The organism is Mesorhizobium sp. WSM4841, from assembly GCF_055811515.1.
In genome coordinates this window covers 170,468-192,942 of sequence record NZ_JBVVQC010000009.1, presented here as the reverse complement: position 1 = coordinate 192,942, position 22,475 = coordinate 170,468, and the positions used below count along the sequence as shown (strand labels likewise).

Below are 22,475 nucleotides of genomic sequence, written 5' to 3'. Positions count from 1 at the left end.
TCAGCCATATTTTCTGCTTCGACGATCGTTGAATTAGGCAGGGCGGCATGCATACCGGATATCCTGCCGATCCCCGCGTCACCGCCGGCACCATCGCGCTTGCCGCTGTTGCGCTGCTGATCGGCGGAGCGTTCGCCGGGCTCATCGTCGAAGGCGCCCGCGACCCGTCCGGCGCCATGTCGGCCTTCGATTCCTACCTCTTCCGCGTCGCCCGTTTCACGCTGTGGCAGGCTTTGCTGTCGACACTGCTTTCCGTCGTGCCGGCGCTGTTCGTTGCGCGGGCGCTGTCGCGGCACCCGCGCTTCTTTGGTCGCGGCCTGATCCTGCAGCTCTTCGCCGTGCCGCTTGCGCTGCCGGCCATCGTCGCCGCACTCGGCATTCTGGCTCTCTATGGCCGTGCCGGCTATTTCGCCGGCGTGCTCACCGCGATTGCCGGTCAGGGCTGGCCGGGCATATACGGCCTGTCCGGCATCCTCATCGCCCATGTCTTCTTCAATCTGCCGCTGGCCACGCGGCTGTTCCTTGAAGCGCTGACGACAGTGCCGGCCGACCAGTGGCGGTTGGCGAGCCAGCTCGGCATGGGCGCCAGACCCGCCTTCCGGCTGATTGAATGGCCGACGCTGCGTGCGGCGCTGCCGGGCGTCGCCGGGCTTGTCTTCATGCTCTGCATCACATCCTTTACCATCGTGCTCACGCTGGGCGGCGGGCCGCGTGCGACGACATTGGAGGTCGCCATCTACCAGGCACTGCGTTTCGATTTCGATCCTGCCCGCGCGGTGACGCTGACACTGCTGCAGATCGCGCTGACCTTCGTCGTGGTGCTGGCATTGATGCGGCTTGGCGCCAACATCGTCGGCGACGCCAACCTGCCGGTGGCACCGCGCCGCTATCTTTCGGCCGGCCCGGCCGAGACCGTGCTGAATACAGCATTGATCGCTCTCGCATTGCTGTTCGTCGCCGGGCCGATGGCTGCCATGGTGACGTCAGGCCTTGGCGCCGATCTCGGTCGGCTGGCGGGCGAGAGCGCGGTGCGGCAGGCGACGCTGACCAGCGCCGTGCTCGCCCTGCTGGCGGCGCTGCTTTCAGTGGCGCTGTCGCTGTCGCTCGTTATGGCACGACGGGCGCTGGCCTTAAGGCGTCGCGTCGGCGCCAGGACGCTGCTCGAATACGCCACCGATACCGGCGCCGGCTTCGTCCTCGTCGTGCCGCCCATCGTCATCGGCGCCGGCTGGTTCCTGCTCCTGCGGACCGTCAGCGACGTCTTTGCCATCGCCCCTGTCATGGTCGTCGCCGTCAATGCGGTGATGGCGATGCCGTTTGCCATCCGCGCCATTCGCCCCGGCTATGATGCGGCGAGCGAACGCCACGAACGGCTCTGTCTGCTGCTTGGCATTTCGGGCTGGAACCGGTTCCGGCTGGTCGACTGGCCGTCGCTGCGGCGGCCGCTCGCCACCGGTTTCGCGTTCGCCATGGCTTTGTCGCTCGGCGATCTCGGCGTCATTGCCCTGTTCGGCAGCGACTCCCTGCAGACACTGCCTTACCTCTTGCTGGCGCGCATGGGCAGCTACCGCACGATGGACGCGGCAGGCCTGGCGTTGCTGCTCGGCCTGGTTTGTCTTGCGCTTGTCCTGGCCGCTGACTGGCTGGGGCGGGGAGAAAAATCATGATGCTCAACAGCGCGGAAAGCGGTACGGCTGTGCGGCTGGAAAAGGTCTCGTTCAGCTATCGCGAAGCGCCATTTTTATTCGATGTCGAATTCGCCGCCTCGAAGATCACCGCCATAATGGGGCCGAGCGGCTCGGGAAAATCGACGCTGCTCAATCTGGTGGCCGGCTTTGAGACGCCGCGATCGGGCCGCGTGCTGATCGGCGGAGCCGATGTCGGCGCCAAACCGCCGTCGGCGCGGCCAGTGTCGATGGTGTTCCAGGAAAACAATCTCTTTGCCCATCTTTCGGTCGAACGAAATGTCGGCCTTGGCCGCTCGCCGTCGCTCAGGCTGACCGATACCGACCACGCTGCAATCGCCGCGGCGCTCAAGCGCGTCGGCCTTGCCGGCAAGCAACAGCGCCTGCCGCGCGAACTCTCCGGTGGCGAGCGGCAGCGCGTCGCGCTCGCCCGCGTCCTGGTGCGCGACCGGCCGGTGCTCTTGCTCGACGAACCGTTCGCCTCGCTCGGACCGGCCTTGCGCGACGACATGCTCGATCTGGTAGCCGGCGTCCACGCGGAGCGGCGCATGACGGTGCTGTTCGTCACGCATCAGCCGGAGGATGCCCACCGTATCGGCCAGGACATGGTGTTCCTGGACAATGGCACGGTTGCCGCAACCGGGACTGTCGCCGATTTTTTTACCAAGGCTGGACCGGAGGCCTTCCGGCGCTATATCGGTGCAGGTCCGTTTGGCGCGGAATCACGAGATGTTGCCCGGAAGCGGACATAATTTACGGCCAAACCGGCTTCAGGCGATGTGGTGCTTGCTTGCCATGGTCAAAGTAGTGTGGCTAGGTCCTCCGATACTGGTCCGGCATAGGTTGTGATTTGCCACTACAGTGCCATGCGTGCCCGTGGGCGCGAAGGACGCTGTGGCAGTTGATTGTGCGCATGATCCTTTCTGAAAATCGATGCCCGATTTTCGGGGCCATGTGCTGAGATCCGAAAGGAAGCTGTTCTGCCGACCGGCACCGACAGAGTGAGAAGGAAACCGCTGGCGCGCTTCCTCGCGCTGGCCGGCTTTGCCATGGCGCTGGCAAGCTGCCAGATGTTCACGCCGCCGGACGTTCAGGAATCCGGCTTCCAACCTTCCAGCAAACCGATCACGGTCGACAATGTCGCCGCCAACAGCAAGCTCGCCGAAATGGCGAAGGCGCAGCATCCGCGCATCCTGGCCACTTATGGCGGCGAGTATTCCGATCCCAAGCTCGAGCGCATGGTCGCCAAGGTCGTCGGCAGCCTGACCGTGGTGTCGGCCAACCCAAGCCAGACCTACCGCATCACCATCCTTAATTCGCCCAACGTCAATGCTTTCGCGCTGCCGGGCGGCTATCTCTACATCACGCGCGGCCTGTTGGCGCTGGCCAACGATTCGGCCGAGCTCGCCGCGGTCATCGCGCATGAGATGGGCCACGTCACTGCAAACCACGGCTTGCAGCGCCAGCAGCTCGAGGCTGAGGAGGGGTTTGCAACCAAGGTCGTCTCCGACGTGCTCGGCGACAGCCCGACCGCCAAGGCGGCACTGATCCGCGGCAAGCTGCGGCTTGCCCAGTTCTCGCGCAATCAGGAGCTTGAGGCCGATGGCATCGGCATCAAGTCGATCGGCGAGGCGGGCTTCGATCCCTTTGCCGCCGGCCGCTTCCTGCAGTCGATGTCGGCCTACACCGATTTCCGCTCGATCAGCGGCGCCACCGACGCCAGCCTCGACTTCCTGGCGACGCATCCTAACACGCCGCAGCGCATCGATCTGGCGCAGCGTCATGCCCGCCAGTTCGGCGCGCCCGGCGTCGGCACGCGCGACCGCGACGCCTTCCTCGCCGGCATAGACGGCCTGCTCTACGGCGACACGCCGGAGGAGGGCTATGTGCGTGGCGAAACCTTCCTGCATCCAGGGCTCGGCGTGTCGTTCTCGGTGCCCGACGGCTTCATCATCGACAACTCGGCCGCGGCGGTGACGGCAACCGGGCCAGGCGACATAGCGATTCGCTTCGATGGCGTTTCGATCGACAAGAGCCGCTCGCTGACCGACTACATCCGCAGCGGCTGGGTGGCCGGTCTCGACGAAAGCAGCGTGCGCCAGGAAACGATCAATGGCAACGACGCGGCGACGGCGCATGCCAGTGCCGAGGGCTGGCAGTTCGACATCGCGGTGATCCGCGCCGGTGGCCAGGTCTACCGGCTGCTGACGGCTGCCCCTTCCGCCAGCGCCTCGCTGGATGCCGTGGCGCGCTCGGTCAGCGGTTCCTTCCGTATCTTGAGCGCGGCCGAGAAAGCGGCGCTGAAGCCGCTGCATATCCGCGTTGTCACGGTGCGGCCCGGACAGACCATGGGTTCGCTCGCCGCGCAGATGGTCGGCGTCGACCGCAAGCTCGACCTGTTCAGGGTGCTCAATGCGATGTCGCCCGGTGCAGCCGTTTCGGCCGGCGACAAGGTCAAGATCATCACCGACAAATAGGGTGTGTCGATATTCAGGTGATGCCGGCCTGCAACCGGCAGTTTCCTGCGCTTCCGGTGCTCACGTACTTTAAGTACGCTCCACTCCGGTTCTCGGAAACCACCGTTTTCGGCTCGGCCTAACCTGAATCTCAACACACCCTGATTAGGCGGCGGTCGCCAGAAACTCGGGGTTTTGCTTCACCAGCGCTATCTTGAGCTTTTCCATGGCGCGTGCCTCGATCTGGCGGACGCGTTCCTTGGAGATGCCGAGCGCCTCGCCGAGGGCTTCGAGCGTCGCGCCCTCGTCGCTCAGCCGGCGCTCCTCGATGATCCTGAGCTCGCGGGCATTGAGCGCGCCGAGCGCCGTTTTCAGCCAAACAGAACGGCGTTCGACATCGATCGTGTCGCCCACGACCTCGTCCGGCAAAGGATCGTCCGAAACCAGGAAATCCATTCGCTCGGTGGCGCCCGCATCGTCGGCGAGCGGCTGGTTGAGCGAGCTATCCGGTGCCGAAAGGCGGGAGTCCATCATCGCCACGTCAGCCTCGGAGACGCCGAGCGCGACCGACACCTCGCGATAGAGCGAGGTATTCGAGATCGGCTCGGCACCGTTCGCCAAGCGGGCGCGCAGGCGCCGCAAATTGAAGAACAACGCCTTTTGCGCCGAACTGGTGCCGCCACGCACGATCGACCAGTTGCGCAGGATATAGTCCTGCATCGAGGCGCGAATCCACCATGTCGCGTAGGTCGAAAACCGCACCTCGCGTTCCGGTTCGAAGCGGGCCGCCGCCTCCAGCAGGCCGACATGGCCTTCCTGGACCAGATCGCCGAGCGGCAGACCGTAGTGGCGGAATTTCGAGGCCATGGAAATGACCAGACGCATATGTGCCATGGCGATTTGGTGCAGCGCCTGCTGGTCGTTGTCTTCCTTCCAACGCAGCGCGAGAAGATGCTCTTCGTCGCGCTCGAGATAGGGGGCTTTCATCGCCGCGCGGACCATGGTTCGCCCTGCCATATCTTCCATCATGCCACGCTCCCTGTTCCGGGCGTTGCGGTGCGATCGCTCGAACCCTAAGCTGGCATCGTGGTTGAATTGGCGACGCCGCGCCCTACAACAGCCAAGAACGTGCCACGCGGGTGAATGGTTCCGCCGCTGATGTCGCGTGGATTGCACTGCCGAAAGCTCGTTGCGGTGGTCGCTACGTGGTCGGTTGGCGCGACTCGATGTGGTTTTGAGAATTGGATTTCGAAAGCGTCTCATTTTTGAAATCTGGTTCCTTATTTCGCCAGCCTGCATCTGTCAGTTTCCGGCGCTCACAAATGCGGCGTACGCCGGCCAATGACGGGATCACAGAAAAATGAAATGGCTCAATTCGCTTATCGTCGCCGCAACACTGCAGGTACTGGCCGTCACATCAGGCCATGCCGGCGCCAATCTCGAGCAGATCAAGCAGGCCGGTGTCTTCAAGGTCGGCACGGAGGGTACCTATGCCCCCTTCACCTATCATGATGCCTCGGGCGCATTGGTCGGCTTCGATGTCGAGATCGCCAAGGCGATCGCCGAGCGCCTCGGCGTCAAGGCCGAATTCCTCGAAGGCAAATGGGATGGGCTGATCGCCGGCCTCGACGCCAAGCGCTATGACGCCGTCATCAACCAGGTCGGTATCACCGAGGAGCGCAAGGCCAAGTATGATTTCTCCGATCCCTATATCGCGTCCAAGGCGGTGCTGATCGTGCGCGGCGACAATACCGACATCAAGAGCTTTGCCGACCTCAAGGGCAAGAAGGCGGCGCAGTCGCTGACCTCGAATTTCGGCAAGCTCGCCGAAGCGAACGGCGCCGAACTCGTCGGCACCGATGGTTTCGACCAGTCGATCCAGCTGCTTCTTACCGGCCGTGCCGACGCCACCATCAACGACAGCCTGTCCTTCCTCGATTTCAAGAAGCACAAGCCCGACGCCAATGTGAAGATCGCCGCGCAGGAAGAAAACGCCGACTATTCCGGCGTCCTCGTGCGCAAGGGCGATCCGGAACTGGTCGCCGCCATCAATCAGGCGCTGGCCGATATCAGGGCCGACGGCACCTACCAGAAGATCGCCGACACTTATTTCGGCCAGGACGTTTCGAAGTAAGCGCATTTCACGGAGCGGGCCGGTTGCCGGCCCGTATGGCAGGTATCGCGGCGAGCTGTCTTTGACGGCCGCCGCTTTTCGCGTGATATGGCGGCCGTATGATCGCGCTTCGATGCTGCCGGGGCGGTTTTGGGCGGCAATCTCGCAAGGAGGGTTTTCGTGCCGCACTGGCTGCAACTTATGCTGGACTCGTTGCCCACGCTGCTATGGGCCGCGCTGATCTTCACCGTGCCGCTAACGCTGCTGTCGTTCGCATTCGGTCTCTTCGTAGGACTGGTTGCGGCGCTCGTTCGGCTGTTCGGTCCGAAGCCGCTGGTCGCCGTGGTCCGCTTCTACGTCTGGATCTTCCGTGGCACGCCGCTTCTGGTGCAGCTCTTCCTGATCTTCTACGGCCTGCCCTCGGTCGGCATCCTGCTCGACGCTTTTTCAGCTGCGTTGATCGGCTTCACGCTCAACATCGGCGCCTATACGTCGGAGATCATCCGCGCCGTCATAGGCTCGGTGCCGAAGGGGCAGTGGGAAGCGGCCTATTCGATCGGCATGACCTGGAGCCAGGCGATGCGGCGCACGATTCTTCCACAAGCAGGCCGCGTCGCGGTGCCGCCGCTGTCAAACACCTTCATCTCGCTGGTCAAGGATACATCGCTGGCCGCCGCCATCACCGTGCCGGAGATGTTCCAGGCGGCGCAGCGCATCGTCGCCACCACCTATGAGCCGCTGATCCTCTATGTCGAGGCGGCGGCTCTCTATCTGGCGCTGAGCTCGGTGCTGTCGGCGTTGCAGACGCGCTTGGAAAAGCGGCTCAGCCGCTATGGCGGCTTCCTGGAGGCGCGCTCATGATCGGTCTTACCGACATCGAGAAGCGCTTCGGCGACAACCTAGTGCTGAAGGGCGTGACGGTCACCATCGAGGAAGGCAGCGTCACCGCCCTTGTCGGTCCCTCGGGCGGCGGGAAAAGCACGCTTCTGCGCTGCATCAACCTGCTCGAGATGCCGACTTCGGGCACGGTGCGCATCGGCGACGACGCGCTCGAATTCCATCCCGGCGGCAAGGTTTCCGGCAGGGCCATCCAGCGCCTGCGGCTGCAGACCGGCATGGTGTTCCAGAATTTCCAGCTGTTTCCGCACCGCACGGCAATCGAAAATGTCATGGAGGGGCTGGTGACGGTGCTGAAATGGCCGGTCGAGCGAGCGCGCGAGCGGGCGCTCGCTCTGCTCGAAAAGGTCGGCATGGCGCACAAGGCCGATGCCTGGCCGGCGACCCTGTCAGGCGGCCAGCAGCAACGCGTGGCGATTGCCCGGGCGCTGGCGCCATCGCCGAAAGTGCTGCTGTGCGACGAGCCGACCTCGGCGCTCGATCCGGAACTGGCTCAGGAGGTGGTCGACGTGCTCAGCCAGCTCGCTCGTGAGGGCACCACCATGGTGATGGCGACGCATGATTTGCGCCTCGCTTCGAAGATCGCGCAGGAAGTGGTGTTCCTCGACGCCGGCGCCATCGTCGAGAAAGGCCCCGCCGCTGTTTTGTTCAGCAATCCGGAGCGGCAGCGAACCAGGCGGTTCATCGCGACGCTGAAGCAGGAAGCGGAGAAGGAAGGCGGCGGCGAAGGTTAATGCATGTCGCCCAAAACTGCGCAGCGGTTTTGGAATAACGACATGCATAAAAGAGAAACCCGGCGCGAGGCCGGGTTTTTGCAATTCGAAGGCGAGAAGCGCTCAGGCTGCTTCTTCCTGCTCGGCTTCTTCGTTGTCGGCCTTGGCGCCGCGCTTCGGACCCTTGTTGAGATTCACCTCGATGAGGCGCACCGCTTCGGTTTCCGACATGCGGTTGACGGCCGCGATCTCGCGCGCCATGCGGTCGAGTGCCGCCTCATAAAGCTGGCGCTCGGAATAGGACTGCTCCGGCTGGTTGTCGGCGCGGTAGAGGTCGCGCACCACTTCGGAGATCGAGATCAGGTCGCCGGAATTGATCTTCGCATCATATTCCTGGGCGCGGCGCGACCACATGGTGCGCTTGACGCGGGCGCGGCCCTGCACGACCTTCAGCGCGCGATCGACATAATCCTCTTCCGACAGCTTGCGCATGCCGATGGAGGTCGCCTTGGCAACCGGCACTTTCAGACGCATCTTGTCCTTCTGGAAGTCGATGACGAACAGTTCCAGCTTGTGGCCCGCAACTTCCTGCTCGTCGATCGAGACGATCTGGCCGACGCCATGCGCCGGATAGACGATGTACTCGCCGGTCTTAAAACCGTGACGCGCTGCGCTGGACTTCTTCTGCGGGGTGATTGTTGCCATTACGCCATGAACTCCTTGGTGTGGTACCGGCATTCTGCCGGCCGAACTCGCGCGATCGGATAACCGATCGTTAGCCGCACAACTACGAACCCACCGGAAAAGCCGAGGCCGGCAAACCGCATAATTGCGACCGCCTGCCCCAGATCACTCTGGTCCGGATTGAGAAATTCACCTTTCAGTGATTTGGGGCGTTTGCGCCATAAATCGACGTTGTGTCACCGGCATGTTTAGTTGATGTAGCACAAAAAGTCGGAAGAATCAAGGTTTTGCTGCACGCGCGAAGGCCATGCGCCATCGCCGCCTGCCAAGGCAGTTAATGTACCATGCCTTTTAGGCGGCGTTATGCTGGCTGAAACAGCGGTCTTGTCAGTCGCCCTCGCCGGGCTCGGGGGAGAAATATTTCTCAAACTTGCCGGCCTCGCCATCGAAGGATTTGGCGTCGGCCGGAGGCTCCTTCTTGGCGGTGATGTTGGGCCATTTATCAGCGTATTCGGTGTTGATCTGCAGCCATTTGTCGAGACCCGGCTCGGTGTCGGGCTTGATCGCGTCTGCCGGGCATTCCGGTTCGCAGACGCCGCAGTCGATGCATTCGTCGGGATGGATGACGAGCATGTTCTCGCCTTCGTAGAAGCAGTCGACCGGGCAGACCTCGATGCAGTCCATGTATTTGCATTTTATGCAATTGTCGGTCACGACATAGGTCATCGGTCGGCTCCCGGACGTCCCGTTTTTGTTAGGCTTTTTTGGTGAGGTAACGTCTTTACCCGCCGCTTGCAAGGGCAGCCATTGCGCGCGATACCGGTGTTTCCGGAATGGAATTCCAGAGGGGCGATGCGGCGAAGCCCGGTTATGCGTCAGTCGTCGCCTAACAACCGGTCGGTCTCCCGGCGTTCCTTCTTGGTCGGGCGGCCGCTGCCGGCATCGCGCAGCGCGGGAATCGCATCGGCAACGGCCTCGCCCTTCGGCGCGGGCGGCGGCGACATATCCTCGTAGAGCATGCGCGCTTCTTCGGCAGGGCCGCGCCGGCTTCCCGTGCGGAGCACCTTCCAGACGAAGATGCGCCGCTCGAGAGTGATGGTCAGGACGTCGCCGGCCCGGACCAGATCGGAGGCCTGCGCTGCTTTGTCGCGATTGATGCGGACGCGTCCGGCCACCACCAGCTTCGCTGCCAGCGAGCGCGATTTCACCGCACGCGAAAAGAACAGCCATTTATCGATGCGCTGGCGGCCTTCGGCGACCATCGGAGCGAGCGAACTTACTTCTTCAGCTGGTCGCGCAACGCGGCGAGCTTGGCGAATGGAGAATCCGGGTCGAAGCGCACGGGACGCTCCTCGCGAGGCTTAGGCTGGAACGCGGGCTTTCCACCTGGTGCGCCACCCTTGCCGTCCTGCCTGCCGCCCTTCCAGTCCGGCCGGCTTTCGCGACGATCGGGACGCTCGCCCTGCGGCTTGCCGTCGCGCCGTTCCCCTGCCTCACCCTGAGGCTTGGGCTTGAACTTGCTGCGGTCGAAGCGCGGCTTGCCGGCGCCGTCGCCGTCGCGGCGTCCTTGATGGGGGGGCCGGCTGCCTGGAGCGCCGGCCGGTTGTCCGCCGGTGGCATCTGCCGGTGCGTCGCCACGGCCATCGCGGGCGGCTTGCCCGTTGCGCGGGCGATTGTCCCTGTCACGGGGCCGGCTGTCGTGGTGGCGGTGGCGCGGACGCTGGTCGAAGCGGCCCTGCCGCCACAACAGGATGGGTTTTGGTTCTTCGGCCTCTTTCTCGGCCTCTGGAGCAGCCTCGCCGGTGGCGGCTGCCGCCGCCGCGGCAGGTTCGGCCGACACGGCTTCCGTTGCGGGCGAGGCTTCGAAAGCCGGCTCCGCCGGTGCGACCGCAATCTCGGCGGTTTCGGGTGCTGCCTCTGGAGCTGCGGCTTCGGCTGCAGGCAGCCCCTCTACCGTGAGCTCAGCCGGAGTTTCCACCTGAGCTTCTGCGACAGGTTCCGCTTCGGTGGTGGTTTCCGCGGGCGCTTCGGCTGTGGCCTCTGCCACTGCATCCGGCTCCGAACTCTCGGCCGGCGCCTCGGCGGCTGCGTCCGCAACCGCGGCGTCCGCTGCCTTGGCCTGCTCGGCTCGCGCAGCTTCTTCCGCCTCCTGCTTGGCCGCGGCGGCTTCACGCGCGGCATTGTCCTGTGCCTCGAGCCGCGCCCTCACCTCGACTGCCGGCTTCGGCTCCGCTCGGTAGCCGAGGCCTTTCAAAATCTCTTCCATGTCGTCGGCCGTAGCGCCGAGGATCGACATCATCGGCGGCGTCACCATGAAAGACTGACCGTCATAGGCGCCGTCGGGCCGCTGACCGAGGCCCGGCTTCCAGTTGGTTGCGGGCCGGATCAGGTCGGCCAACCGTTCAAGGATGTCGACGCGCACCGCGCGACGGCCGAGATTGCGGTAGCCGGCCAGTTTGTAGAAGGCCTTGTCGAACGTGGGATCGATGACCACCGAGGTGCGGCCGGAGGCCAGCGCGTGGACCACATCGCCAAAGCCGGGCTTGTCCTTGCCGTCGTTCTGCAGCGCCCACAACAGCGTCACCAGTCCGGCCGGGGCCGGCTTGATCAGCGCGGGCGCGAAGACGTGGTAGGCGCCGAAGCGCACGCCGAGCCGGCGAAGGGCGGCGCGGCCTTCCTGGTCGAGCGACTTCATCTCCTGGGCGATGTCGCGGCGGTTGATGAGGCCGAAATGCTCGACGAGCTGGAAGGCAATGCCGCGGCCGATGCCGGTGATCTGCTCGGCGTTCTTGAGGTCGACCAGCGGCTTCAGCAAGGACTCGATCTGGAAATTGACGAAGCGCTCGGCGCGCGCCGCGACCTTGTCGCGGGCTGGTCCGGTGAGCTGCTCGTCGGCCAGCAGCACAAGGCGCGGCTTCAACGGCTCGTCGCCTGCGACCAGCGTGCCGATCGGCGCGCCGATCCAGCGCAGCGTGCCGTCGGAGCCGAGCGCGATGTCGCCATTGGCCGAGGCGCCGAAGCGTTCGGCCCGCGCCTCGAATTCGGCTGCAAGCGCCTTCTGGGCTGCTGTGCGCACTGCCTTGGCGTCCTCGCCGCCGGCGCTCTGGTCGGCGGTGAAGCGGAACCCTTGCAACTCGCCGACATGATGGCCTTCGACGAGGACAGTTCCGGTTGGGCTAATTTCGGCTTCAGGCATGGTATTTTCTCTAAGGCGCCGCATGAGGACGGAAGTCCTGCGGTCTACGAAGCGTTTCGTCAACCGCTCATGCAGCGCATCCGACAATCTGTCTTCGATTTCGCGCGTCTTTTCCTGCCAGTGTGCCTGATCGGCCAGCCAGCCGGGCCGGTTGGAGACGAATGTCCAGGTGCGGATCTGGGCGATCCGGTGCGACAGCGTGTCGATGTCGCCCTCGGTGGTGTCGGCACGGCGCACCTGCTCGGCCATGTAATTCTCGTCGACATGGCCATGCCTGGCAAGGTCCATGTAGATCGAGGCGATCAGGTCGGCATGCTGGGCAGGCGCGATCTTCCTGTAGTCGGGAAGGGCGCAGGCCTCCCACAACAGCGCCACGCGCTTGGCGTTGGTGGCCAAGGCCCGGATATCCTCGTCGCGGGACAAATGCTCGAGCGCCTGCGCATCCACAGCCGGTAGCGCACGCGTCAGGCCTTCGACCGGCGCGTTGGTCTCGGTGGAGCGCTTCAGCGCATCGAGGCTGGCGAAATCGAAATGCGCGGTGCGCCATTGCAGCACTTTCACCGGGTCGAACTCATGCCCTTCGATCTTCTTGACCAGATCTTCGTCGAGCGGATCGACCTGGCCGGTGACGCCGAAAGTGCCGTCGCGCAAGTGCCGGCCGGCGCGGCCGGCGATCTGGCCGAGTTCGGCCGCCGTCAGGTTGCGATACTGGTAGCCATCGAATTTACGGTTTTGAGCGAAGGCGACATGATCGAGATCGAGGTTCAGGCCCATGCCGATCGCATCGGTGGCGACCAGGTAATCGACATCACCCGATTGGAACAGCTCCACCTGCGCGTTGCGAGTGCGGGGTGATAGCGCGCCGAGCACGACGGCCGCACCCCCTTGCTGGCGGCGGATCAGTTCGGCAATCGCATAGACCTCGTCGGCGGAAAAGGCGACGATCGCCGTGCGTCGCGGCAGGCGGGTCAGCTTCTTCGAGCCGGCATAGGCGAGATGCGACAGCCGTGGCCGGGTCACCACCGACACGCCCTTCAGCAGACGCTGGAGGATGCCGTGCATGGTGGCTGCGCCGAGCAGCAATGTCTCCTGGCGGCCGCGCAGATGCAGGATACGGTCGGTGAAGATGTGGCCGCGCTCGAGATCGCCAGCCAGCTGCACCTCGTCGATGGCGACGAAGGCGGCGTTGGTCTCGCGCGGCATGGCTTCGACGGTACAGACCGAATATCTGGCACCGTCGGGCTGGATCTTCTCCTCGCCGGTGATGAGCGCCACCTTGTGAGCGCCGACCTTCTCGCAGACGCGTGAATAAACCTCGCGGGCGAGCAACCTGAGCGGCAGGCCGATGATGCCGCTTTCATGCGCCACCATGCGCTCGATGGCGAGATGGGTCTTACCGGTGTTGGTCGGCCCGAGCACGGCAGTCACGTCGCGGCCCGAGAGGATCAGCGGCTCAATATGTTTCGGCGGGATGTTCATCGACCTGGAAATCAGGCTCTCTTCTTCGCGTTGTCGGGAGCGCGCCCCGTGGCGGCGCGTGTGACAGCCGACACATAGGGATTTCGAGTGCGAAGCGAAAGCGGAATGTTCCGACGGCAGCTCGAAGGCTCTCGTCTGGTGTTGTCAACCGGTCCTGATTAACAGTTGGAACGAGTCTGGAACGAATCAGCTACGAATCGCTGACTCTTGCTGATTCAGGTTTTGTTCACGGCTACATCTGGACTTTTTGCCGACGAGTCTCACCACATGCTGAATCGCCGAACTGGCCCGATTCATGCAGGGCGGACGTCCTCCTTAACAGTTGCCGGTAAACGATCGGCGCAGGCCGGCGGGCATCACCCAACATTATGAAATTATTGATCTTTCCTAACGCGCCTTTACGGTTTGAGGGATGTTTTCAGCCTTTGTCGTTAACCTTCCGGTCAAAGCCGGAACGAAACGGCGACGAATCAGCGCTGGCGGGTGTTTCCCGGTTTGTTCACCCCAATATGTTGTGTCGTGAACAGGTTTTCCACCTGTTATCAACAGGCGAGGAACAGGGTTTTGCACAGGCTGTGCGGCCGCCGTTAACTTTTGCGTGCCGCTTCGGCACAAATCGGTGTCACGTCCGTCGGTCGGCGCAGTCGCGCACGAGGACCAGACTCCGGGTTCAAGAAATGTCCTCTCCCACGGCATAGCGCTGCAAAGTAGGGCCGACGTTCTGAATGATTTCATCGTGGGACAGGGCGACGACGGGCGGAAGCCGCAGCAGGTATCGGCACATCGCCAAACCCAGCAACTGGCTCGAAACGAGCCCGGCACGTCGACCCGCGTCGGCGGGATCAGCGACCGCCGCAACCACCGGCCTGACCTGGTTGCCAAATACGTCACGCAGCTTTTCGGCGGCGAATTCGTTCGACGTCGCCGAACGCAGCAGAATTGCCATGCCAGGACCGCTGGCCGCGCCCTCCCAGATTTCGAGAAAACGCCTGATCAGCGTTTCACCGATGGTGTTTCGGTCGATCACCCGAAGTGCCGGCAATTGCAGGTCGACGACCGCCGCCCTGGCGAACAGCTCGTCCTTGCTGCGGAAATAGCGGATCACCATGGCCGGATCGATCGAGGCATGCGCCGCGACGTCGCGGATGGAGGCGCCGTCATAGCCGCGCTCGGCGAACAGGAGCCTCGCGGCCTCGAGGATTTGGGCGCGCGTGCGGTCCGACTTGCTGGGTTTCTTCGGCTGGTTCTCGGTCATGAAAATTCATATGCCAACGGCCGTTGACAAATGCAATAGCTTCGACTAGAAAGTCAACGATCGTTGACAAATGGAGAGAAAAAATGTTGCCCGATACAACGGAAGTCCTGATCATTGGCGCCGGCCCGACCGGCATGGCGCTGTCCATCGTGCTGCACCAGGCCGGTGTCGATCATGTTCTGATCGACAGGCTGGCGCAGGGCCTTCAGACCTCGCGGGCTGGCGTCATCCACTCGCAGACGCTGGAAACGCTGGAGCCTCTCGGCGTCACGCAGCGGCTGAGCGAACTTGCCCTGAAGCTGCAGAATTTCGCCATCCGCGACCGCAATCGGGCGCTGCTCACGCTTGATTTCGGCAAGCTTCCGTCAAGGCATCCCTATTTGATGATGCTGCCTCAGAACCTGACCGAGCAGGTGTTCGCCGAACGGATCGCAGCCCTGGGCGGTGTGATTCACCGCATGGTCGAGGCCAAGGCGGTCGTTCAGGATGCTGACGGCGCGCGCGTGACGGTGGTCGAGAACGGCCGCGAGAAACTGATATCGGCACGCTATGTCGTTGGTGCCGACGGCATGCAAAGCCTGGTGCGCAGGTCGACCGGCATCGAGTTCGACGGCGCGGCCTATGACGCTTCGTTCGTACTCGCCGATGTTCGTCTCGACTGGCCGGTTGGGCCGACAGAAGTGTCGCTGTTCTTTGCACCGGCCGGGCTGGTGGTGGTGGCGCCGCTTCCGGACGGATCGTACCGGGTCGTCGCGACAATGGAGGACGCACCGGAAAAGCCCGAGATCGCCGACATCCAGGCGCTGCTCGACAGCCGCGGACCGACCAAGAAAAGAACCCGGGTGCTCGACCTGTCGTGGAGCTCGCGTTTTCGTGTGCATCACCGCCTGGTCCGCTCGTACCGCAAGGACCGATTGTTCCTCATGGGTGATGCCGCGCACGTGCACAGCCCGGCGGGAGGGCAAGGCATGAACACCGGCATCATCGACGCGGTCGTGCTTGGCCAGTTGCTTGGCGACGTGATGAACGGCGTGCGCCCGGAAGCCGAGCTCGACCTCTACGAAACGCTGCGCCGCCCGGCGGCCCAAGAGGTGCTTGAACTGGCGGGCACGATGACCGACATGGCGCTTACCCGCAGTTCGGTGAAGCGGTTCGTCCGCAATCTCGTGCTTTCGGTGCTGAATCTCAATCCATTCCTGAAGCTTCGTATCGCATTGAAACTGTCAGGCCTCAGCCGGGCGCCGCTTGCCCGCCTGCCGGCACCTTCGCGCGAGCCGATCGCCCGGGCCAAGCCTGCAGCCGAACCAGGGCTGAAGCTTGTTGCCTGACAGCCGCGATTGTGCGGATCCCAGCCCTCGGTCTTGGCCGGGTGGGCGTTGGGCCCGGTACATCAGTTACCGGCGAGAGCCGACGCCTCAGGTGATGTACTGGCCGCCATTGGCGGAGATGGTCGAGCCAGTGATGAAACCGGCATCGTCGGAAGCGAGGAAGACGACGCAGCGTGCGATCTCTTCCGGCTCGCCGAGGCGGCCGACCGGGATCTGCGGGATGACGCGCTCGTTGAGCACCTTCTCGTCCATCGCCCTGACCATCTCGGTAGCGATATAGCCGGGGCAGATGACATTGACGGTGATGCCGGCCCGCGCTCCTTCCTGAGCGAGCGCCTTGGTGAAGCCGATGTCGCCGGCCTTCGACGCCGAATAATTGACCTGGCCGGTCTGGCCCTTCTGGCCATTGATGGAGGAGATGGTGATGACGCGGCCGAACTTGCGGTCGCGCATGCCGCCCCACAGCGGGTGCGTCATGTTGAAGACGCCGGAAAGATTGGTGTCGACGACCTCTTTCCATTGCTCGCGCGTCATCTTGTGGAACATGGCGTCGCGGGTGATGCCGGCATTGTTGACCAGAACGGAAACCGGGCCGAGATCGGCCTCGATCTGCTTGATGCCAGCGGCGCAGGCATCGTAGTCGGCCACCGACCATTTGTAGACCGGAATGCCGGTCTCTGCCTTGAATTTCTGCGCCGCTTCGTCATTGCCGGCGTAGTTCGCGGCAACCTTGTAGCCGGCGGTTTTCAGGCCGATCGAAATCGCGGCGCCAATACCGCGCGACCCGCCGGTGACGAGTGCTACTTTTGTCATGGTGTCCTCCCTTTTTAATTCGTGAGTGGCGGGCGCTGAACGCTCTAACGGCGATTGAGCCCCGTTCGCCACTGACTATTTCATGGCTTGGCTGGCGCATGAACCCCGAAAATCGAAATCGATTTTCGAAAAGGATCATGCGCAAGGTCAAATGCTACAGCGTCCTTTGCGCGCCCCAAGGGACGCCCGGCGCTGTAGTCTGTCTTCATAGCGCTTCCACGCACATGGCGACACCCATGCCGCCGCCGATGCACAGCGTGGCGAGGCCCTTCTTGGCGCCGCGGCGGCGCATCTCGTAAACCAGCGTGTTGAAGATGCGGGCACCTGAGGCGCCGATCGGATGGCCGATGGCGATGGCGCCGCCATTGACATTGACGATGGACGGATCCCAGCCCATGTCCTTGTTGACGGCGCAGGCCTGCGCGGCGAAGGCCTCGTTGGCCTCGACCAGGTCGAGATCGCCGACCGACCAGCCGGCCTTGGCCAGCGCCTTGCGCGAGGCGGGAATAGGCCCGGTGCCCATGATCTGCGGATCGACACCCGCCGTCGCCCAGGACACGATGCGCGCCAGCGGCGTGATGCCGCGCTTTGCGGCTTCCGCCTCGGTCATCAGCAGCACAGCGGCGGCGCCGTCATTGATGCCGGAGGCATTGGCGGCGGTCACCGTGCCGTCCTTGTCGAAGGCCGGTCTTAGCTTGGTCATGGCGTCGATCGTCGCGCCGTGGCGGATATATTCGTCCTGGTCGACTGTCGTGTCGCCTTTCTTGCCCTTGACGATGAAAGCCACGATCTCGTCTTTGAATTTGCCGGCCTTCTGTGCGGCCTCTGCCTTGTTCTGGGAGGCCAATGCGAGCCCGTCCTGGTCCTCGCGGGTAATCTGGAACTGGCGAGCGACGTTTTCGGCGGTGTTGCCCATGTGATAGCCATTGAAGGCATCCCAAAGCCCGTCCTTGATCATGGTGTCGATCATCTTGTAGTCGCCCATCTTGACGCCGGCACGCAGGTGTTGAGCGTGCGGGGCCAGCGACATCGATTCCTGCCCGCCGGCGACGATCACCTTGGCGTCGCCGGCGGCGATCTGCTGCATGCCGAGAGCAATAGCGCGCAGACCTGAGCCGCAAACCTGATTGAGGCCCCAGGCCGTGGTTTCCTTTGGCAGGCCGGCATTGATAGATGCCTGGCGGGCGGGGTTCTGGCCCTGAGCCGCGGTCAGCACCTGGCCGAGGATGACCTCGTCGACCTCCGCCGGCTCGACACCGGCACGGGACAGCAGTTCCTTGATGACCACGGCACCAAGCTCATGCGCCGGGGTGGCGGCAAAGGCGCCGTTGAAGGACCCGACGGGCGTGCGCGCCGCACTGGCGACAACGATAGCAGCGGACATGTTCTTCTCCAGACTTCGAGGTATCGAGTTTTGGTATCGTCAGGGCTTTTCTTGCCCTTTCAATGATCCAAGTCAAACCTGAAATGAGCATGACGGCCATGCGTCGCAAGCAGGTCGCTCGCGATCGTGGAAACAGTCTGGCGCATTGCTGCGCAGCATATTTGGGCCGCCATGCAGCATTAATTTATCCCGCACTGCACAAACCGCTTGGAATTGTGACGCTTTTGCGCATATCCTTGAAAAGGCGCAATCGTTACCGGCAGCTTACTCAAATGCGCCGGTGTCCTGGGAGGATGCTGATGGCCGCGAAAGACGAACCGATTATCATCAAGAAATATGCCAATCGCCGCCTCTACAACACCGGCACCAGCACTTATGTGACGCTCGAGGACCTTGCCGAAATGGTCAAGAAGGGCGAGGAGTTCACCGTCCAGGACGCCAAGACCGGCGACGACATCACCCATCCGGTGCTGACCCAGATCATCTTCGAACTGGAGAACAAGGAAGGGCAGAACATGCTGCCAATTCCATTCCTGCGCCAGTTGATCGCCTTCTACGGCGACCAGATGCAGATGATCGTGCCGAGCTTCCTCGAACAATCGATGATCGCCTTCTCAAAGGAACAGGAACGCTTCCGCGAGCAGATGAAGGGTGCGTTGGGCAAGTCGCCGCTGGACATGATGAAGATCGCCACGCCGATCAAAGCGCTGGAAGAGCAGACGCGCCGCAATATGGAGATGTTCCAGAACGCCATGCGCCTGTTCACGCCCTTCCCACCCGCAGGCTTGAATGGCTCTTCCGCAGCGCCGGCGGAGCCGCCCAGGAAAGAAACGTCGGAAAAACCTGACGACCTTCAGGAGTTGAAGGAACAGATCGCCGCCATGCAGCGCAAGCTCGACACCATGTCGTGATCGCCGGCCGGACCGAACCCGGCCGAAATCTCTCATCAGTAGACCGTGTCAGAAAATCTCCGCCTCGAATGAGGCTGAGGGACTCCGGCCACGCTAAAGCGCGTCGCGTTTGATCGGCCTCATGCGACGCGCTTTAGGTTGTTGTTTTATGCATGTCGTTATCGCAAAACCGCTGCACACTTTTGCGCGACATGCATTATTTCGTTATCACCGTCACCAGAGCGGTAACGGGTTTGCCGTCCACAAGAATGGGCTTGTGATGATCATCGGCAAGTAGCACGCCGATCACGTGCTTGCCGGCGGCATCCGGACAATGACCGAAACGAGCCTTGATAAGATCGCCGCCAAAGTCGCTGTTCATGCTGTTGTACGGCTTGCCGGGGATGTTGCAGGTATCTCCGGTGGGATCGACCTTCATATGCACGTGGCCGCATTGGCCGACGCCGTCGCATTCACCCGCTGGCAGCAGCGTGAAGTTGCTCCTGACGATGACGCCTATCGCCTTCTCGGGATCGTTGCCGAGTTCGATGACCGAACCGGCCACCGGCCAGACGATTTCCAGGGTTGGCCGATCTTCGGCCTGGGCAGACCCGAGCGACAATAAAGAGAAAGCGAGGACAGTCGTTGCGATGATGCGAAGCATGGTAACCTCCGTTGACGTTGTAATCACTGATTACATAGGAATCGCTCGGGCGCAAGAAAATAATCGGTGATTACATTTCGGCCTCGTGCTATTGGGCAGGCATGACCAACCCAACGGATTCCGGCGAAGCCGCCAACCCCAAGCGCTATCATCACGGCAATCTGGTTGAGGCCTTGATCGCTGCTACCGTGGAGATCATCGAAGAGCGCGGAGCAGAGCATGTCTCCGTGCGTGAGGCCGCAAAACGTGCCGGCGTCTCGCCCGGCGCGCCATTCCGGCATTTTCGGTCGAAAACAGCACTGCTGACCGCTGTCGCCGAACAGGCCATGAACCGGCTGACCGAAGCCGTTGCCGATGCACAGTCCAAAGTCGACAGCGCAGATCCCATCGTGGCCTTCGAAGCGATCGGACAAGGCTATCTGGAATGGGCGATCAGCAATCCGACGCATTTCCAGATCATAAGTTCTCGAACGCTGATTGATTTCGACGCGTCGGATAGTCTTCGTGATCAGAATGAAGCCGTTCGCCGAAAGATGATCGACCTGCTGACCCAAGCGCTACAAGAAGGTCGGCTTGCTCCGGACACCGACTTCGACCATCTGGTGCTTGCCGCGCGCGCATTTGTCTACGGGTTGGCGCGCATGGCGATCGATGGTCATTTTCCGGAGTGGCATCCGTCCGAGCCGCCATCGCTCGCCGCGCGCAGAGCTCTCCATCTTTTCATGAGCCGGATTTCATCCAAAACGCAATCTCAGGAGCACCCCGAAGTGGCTACCCGGGATCGCTGACAAACTGTTTTCACACGGTCTGTCAGGCGCACAACTTCGAGTGAGGGTGTCCTCATTCATGACAAAAATTTCATGTCATCGCCAATCCGCGCCGCTGTTCTTGCGCCGCACGAGACATATATGCTGCACTGCAATATGCTTCCGTTAGCACCTTACTGAAGGATTTCGCCTTGCCCAGCAGAAAAACCGCCATCGTCACCGGTTCCACCTCGGGCATCGGCCTGGCCATCGCCCATGCGCTTGCGGCCGACGGCTGCAACGTCGTCGTCAATTCCTTTTCCGACACTGCCGACGACCAGGCCATCACCGATGCGATCGCCAAACATCACGGCGTGAAGACCGTCTATATCAAGGCAGACATGTCGAAGCCGGCCGAATGCCGGGCTTTGATCGAGAAAGCAGCCGAGACGTTCGGCTCGGTCGACATCCTGGTCAACAATGCCGGCATCCAGCATGTCGCGCCGGTGGAAGAATTTCCCATCGAGAAATGGGACGCGATCATTGCCATCAATTTGTCGTCGGCCTTCCACACCATCGCTGCCGCGATCCCGCTGATGAAACAAGCCGGCGGCGGCAGGATCGTCAACATCGCCTCGGCCCACGGGCTGGTCGCCTCGCCGTTCAAATCGGCTTATGTCTCGGCCAAGCACGGCATCATGGGGCTGACCAAGACGGTCGCTTTGGAACTGGCGCGCGACAAGATCACCTGCAACGCCATCTGCCCCGGCTATGTGCTGACGCCGCTGGTCGAGGCGCAGATCCCCGACCAGATGAAGGCGAACAAGATGGACCGCGACACTGTGGTCCGCGAGGTCATGCTCGAAAAGCAGCCGACCAAGGAATTCGTCACGGTCGAGCAGGTTGCGGCTGCCGCGGTGTTCCTGTGTTCGGATGCGGCAGCGCAGATCAACGGCACGCATGTTTCGGTCGACGGCGGCTGGACCGCCCAGTGAATTTGAGCGTGCGAACAAATCTGGCCGACAAATCAAGGGCAACGCCATGACGACGAACGGCAAGGTGGAGGAGCCCAAGAAGATCAACGTCGCGCTGCAGGGTGGCGGCTCGCACGGCGCCTTCTCCTGGGGGGTGCTCGACCAGTTGCTGGAGGACGGGCGGCTCGACATCGCGGCGGTTTCGGGCACCAGCGCCGGCGCCATGAACGCGGTGGCGCTGGCCGACGGGTTCGTCCGCGGCGGCGTCGAGGGCGCGCGGCAGAAGCTCGACGATTTCTGGCGCGCGGTGGCGCGGAAGGGCCGGTTCAGCCCGGTGCAGCGCATGCCGTGGGACGTGGCCTGGGGCAATTGGTCGATCGAGAACACGCCGGGCTATCTCTTTTTCGACACCATGTCGCGGGTGTTTTCGCCCTATGTCGCCAACCCGCTCGGCCTCAATCCGCTGCGCGACGTGATTGAAAAGGAGATCGATTTCGGCAATGTGCGCGCCTGCAAGTCGATGGAACTGTTCATCTCCGCGACCAATGTCGAGACCGGGCAGTTACGCGTCTTTTCCGATGGCGAGATCGACCTCGACACGGTGATGGCGTCGGCTTGCCTGCCGCAGCTGTTCCGCGCCGTCGAGATCAAGGGGGTGCCCTACTGGGATGGCGGCTATGGCGGCAATCCGGCGCTGTTCCCGTTCTTCAAGACGACTGCCACCGAGGACGTGCTTTTGGTGCAGATCAATCCGGTGGTCCGCGAGGGGACGCCGAAGAGCGCCAACGAAATCCAGAATCGCATCGACGAGATCACCTTCAACGCCGGACTCTTGCGCGAATTCCGCTCGATCGCCTTCATCAAGGAGCTGATTGCAGCCGGCCGGCTGCCGCATGGCGAATACCGCGACATCCGCATGCACCGCATCGATGCCGACGAGGCGTTCAAGGACCTGTCGGCATCGTCCAAGGTCAATGCCGAATGGGCGTTCCTGACCTATCTGCGCGACCTTGGCCGCACCGCCGCCAGCGACTGGCTGGAGGAGAATTACGACGCCGTCGGCAAGCGGCCGACGCTTGATCTCTCAGGCGAACTCGATGACGGCTTCAAGCCGGTGCGTGGTCCGGCACCAGGGCGGCGGGTCAAGGAGTTCCTCGCGGCACGCAAGAAGCCCGAAGCAGCGCGTCGCCGAGCCTGA

20 protein-coding genes are annotated in these 22,475 nt (G+C 62.9%); 11 read left to right on the top strand and 9 right to left on the bottom strand.

Annotation, left to right across the window (positions count from 1 at the left end; translation table 11 throughout):
- The first annotated feature begins 47 nt into the window (after positions 1-47).
- The 3 genes from thiP to AC0L14_RS13915 all read left to right on the top strand — a co-directional run bounded on the left by thiP (position 48) and on the right by AC0L14_RS13915 (position 4,162).
- On the top strand, positions 48-1,667 hold the full coding sequence (gene thiP / locus AC0L14_RS13925) for a thiamine/thiamine pyrophosphate ABC transporter permease (RefSeq protein ID WP_473749860.1): 1,620 nt from the start codon (positions 48-50) through the stop codon (positions 1,665-1,667).
- Positions 1,667-2,437: a thiamine ABC transporter ATP-binding protein gene (thiQ, locus tag AC0L14_RS13920; protein ID WP_473749903.1), complete on the top strand. Its 771-nt coding sequence runs from the start codon at positions 1,667-1,669 to the stop codon at positions 2,435-2,437. The genes thiP and thiQ overlap by 1 nt, the downstream gene beginning before the upstream one ends.
- 297 nt (positions 2,438-2,734) lie before the next feature.
- Positions 2,735-4,162 (top strand): M48 family metalloprotease, encoded by a 1,428-nt coding sequence (locus tag AC0L14_RS13915; protein ID WP_473638728.1) that lies wholly within the window; start codon positions 2,735-2,737, stop codon positions 4,160-4,162.
- A 144-nt stretch (positions 4,163-4,306) separates the two neighbouring features.
- On the opposite strand, the gene AC0L14_RS13910 is transcribed toward AC0L14_RS13915, so the two are convergent.
- Positions 4,307-5,170 carry an RNA polymerase factor sigma-32 gene (locus tag AC0L14_RS13910; protein WP_473486362.1) on the bottom strand — a complete coding sequence of 288 codons (864 nt, stop codon included), beginning with the start codon at positions 5,168-5,170 and terminating at the stop codon, positions 4,307-4,309.
- Positions 5,171-5,501: 331 nt separating this feature from the next.
- Between AC0L14_RS13910 and AC0L14_RS13905 the strand changes: the two genes are divergently transcribed.
- The 3 genes from AC0L14_RS13905 to AC0L14_RS13895 all read left to right on the top strand — a co-directional run bounded on the left by AC0L14_RS13905 (position 5,502) and on the right by AC0L14_RS13895 (position 7,885).
- Positions 5,502-6,275 (top strand): amino acid ABC transporter substrate-binding protein, encoded by a 774-nt coding sequence (locus AC0L14_RS13905; RefSeq protein ID WP_473749858.1) that lies wholly within the window; start codon positions 5,502-5,504, stop codon positions 6,273-6,275.
- 159 nt (positions 6,276-6,434) lie between these two features.
- Positions 6,435-7,115 carry an amino acid ABC transporter permease gene (locus tag AC0L14_RS13900; protein ID WP_473486364.1) on the top strand — a complete coding sequence of 227 codons (681 nt, stop codon included), beginning with the start codon at positions 6,435-6,437 and terminating at the stop codon, positions 7,113-7,115.
- Complete coding sequence (locus AC0L14_RS13895) at positions 7,112-7,885, top strand: amino acid ABC transporter ATP-binding protein (RefSeq protein WP_473749857.1); 774 nt, start codon at positions 7,112-7,114, stop codon at positions 7,883-7,885. The genes AC0L14_RS13900 and AC0L14_RS13895 overlap by 4 nt, the downstream gene beginning before the upstream one ends.
- Positions 7,886-7,987: 102 nt before the next feature.
- Here the strand turns inward: AC0L14_RS13895 and AC0L14_RS13890 are convergent, their stop codons facing one another.
- From AC0L14_RS13890 to AC0L14_RS13870, 5 genes are all read right to left on the bottom strand, one after another.
- Positions 7,988-8,569, bottom strand: coding sequence for a CarD family transcriptional regulator (locus AC0L14_RS13890; RefSeq protein ID WP_027152934.1), 582 nt, complete (start codon positions 8,567-8,569; stop codon positions 7,988-7,990).
- A 366-nt stretch (positions 8,570-8,935) separates the two neighbouring features.
- Positions 8,936-9,274 (bottom strand): ferredoxin FdxA, encoded by a 339-nt coding sequence (gene fdxA, locus AC0L14_RS13885; protein WP_023762879.1) that lies wholly within the window; start codon positions 9,272-9,274, stop codon positions 8,936-8,938.
- 149 nt (positions 9,275-9,423) lie between these two features.
- Positions 9,424-9,810: an RNA-binding S4 domain-containing protein gene (locus AC0L14_RS13880; RefSeq protein ID WP_473486366.1), complete on the bottom strand. Its 387-nt coding sequence runs from the start codon at positions 9,808-9,810 to the stop codon at positions 9,424-9,426.
- 14 nt (positions 9,811-9,824) lie between these two features.
- On the bottom strand, positions 9,825-13,223 hold the full coding sequence (locus AC0L14_RS13875; protein WP_473486367.1) for a helicase-related protein: 3,399 nt from the start codon (positions 13,221-13,223) through the stop codon (positions 9,825-9,827).
- Between the two features lie 670 nt (positions 13,224-13,893).
- Positions 13,894-14,478: a TetR/AcrR family transcriptional regulator gene (locus tag AC0L14_RS13870; RefSeq protein WP_473486368.1), complete on the bottom strand. Its 585-nt coding sequence runs from the start codon at positions 14,476-14,478 to the stop codon at positions 13,894-13,896.
- Positions 14,479-14,561: 83 nt separating this feature from the next.
- Between AC0L14_RS13870 and AC0L14_RS13865 the strand changes: the two genes are divergently transcribed.
- Complete coding sequence (locus tag AC0L14_RS13865) at positions 14,562-15,806, top strand: FAD-dependent monooxygenase (RefSeq protein ID WP_473749856.1); 1,245 nt, start codon at positions 14,562-14,564, stop codon at positions 15,804-15,806.
- Between the two features lie 87 nt (positions 15,807-15,893).
- Here AC0L14_RS13865 and phbB read toward each other — a convergent pair whose 3' ends face one another.
- Positions 15,894-16,619, bottom strand: a complete 726-nt coding sequence (gene phbB, locus AC0L14_RS13860; RefSeq protein WP_065011280.1) for an acetoacetyl-CoA reductase — start codon at positions 16,617-16,619, stop codon at positions 15,894-15,896.
- Between the two features lie 205 nt (positions 16,620-16,824).
- Complete coding sequence (locus AC0L14_RS13855; RefSeq protein WP_473486370.1) at positions 16,825-18,003, bottom strand: acetyl-CoA C-acetyltransferase; 1,179 nt, start codon at positions 18,001-18,003, stop codon at positions 16,825-16,827.
- A gap of 299 nt (positions 18,004-18,302) precedes the next feature.
- Between AC0L14_RS13855 and phaR the strand changes: the two genes are divergently transcribed.
- Complete coding sequence (gene phaR, locus AC0L14_RS13850) at positions 18,303-18,914, top strand: polyhydroxyalkanoate synthesis repressor PhaR (RefSeq protein WP_473486371.1); 612 nt, start codon at positions 18,303-18,305, stop codon at positions 18,912-18,914.
- Positions 18,915-19,110: 196 nt separating this feature from the next.
- Here the strand turns inward: phaR and AC0L14_RS13845 are convergent, their stop codons facing one another.
- On the bottom strand, positions 19,111-19,557 hold the full coding sequence (locus tag AC0L14_RS13845) for a hypothetical protein (RefSeq protein WP_473749855.1): 447 nt from the start codon (positions 19,555-19,557) through the stop codon (positions 19,111-19,113).
- 101 nt (positions 19,558-19,658) lie between these two features.
- Between AC0L14_RS13845 and AC0L14_RS13840 the strand changes: the two genes are divergently transcribed.
- The 3 genes from AC0L14_RS13840 to AC0L14_RS13830 all read left to right on the top strand — a co-directional run bounded on the left by AC0L14_RS13840 (position 19,659) and on the right by AC0L14_RS13830 (position 22,475).
- Positions 19,659-20,345 (top strand): TetR/AcrR family transcriptional regulator, encoded by a 687-nt coding sequence (locus AC0L14_RS13840; protein ID WP_473525651.1) that lies wholly within the window; start codon positions 19,659-19,661, stop codon positions 20,343-20,345.
- Positions 20,346-20,515: 170 nt separating this feature from the next.
- Entirely contained in the window at positions 20,516-21,298 is a 783-nt protein-coding gene (locus AC0L14_RS13835) for a 3-hydroxybutyrate dehydrogenase (RefSeq protein WP_473749854.1), read from the top strand.
- 46 nt (positions 21,299-21,344) lie between these two features.
- Positions 21,345-22,475, top strand: coding sequence for a patatin-like phospholipase family protein (locus AC0L14_RS13830; protein WP_473486374.1), 1,131 nt, complete (start codon positions 21,345-21,347; stop codon positions 22,473-22,475).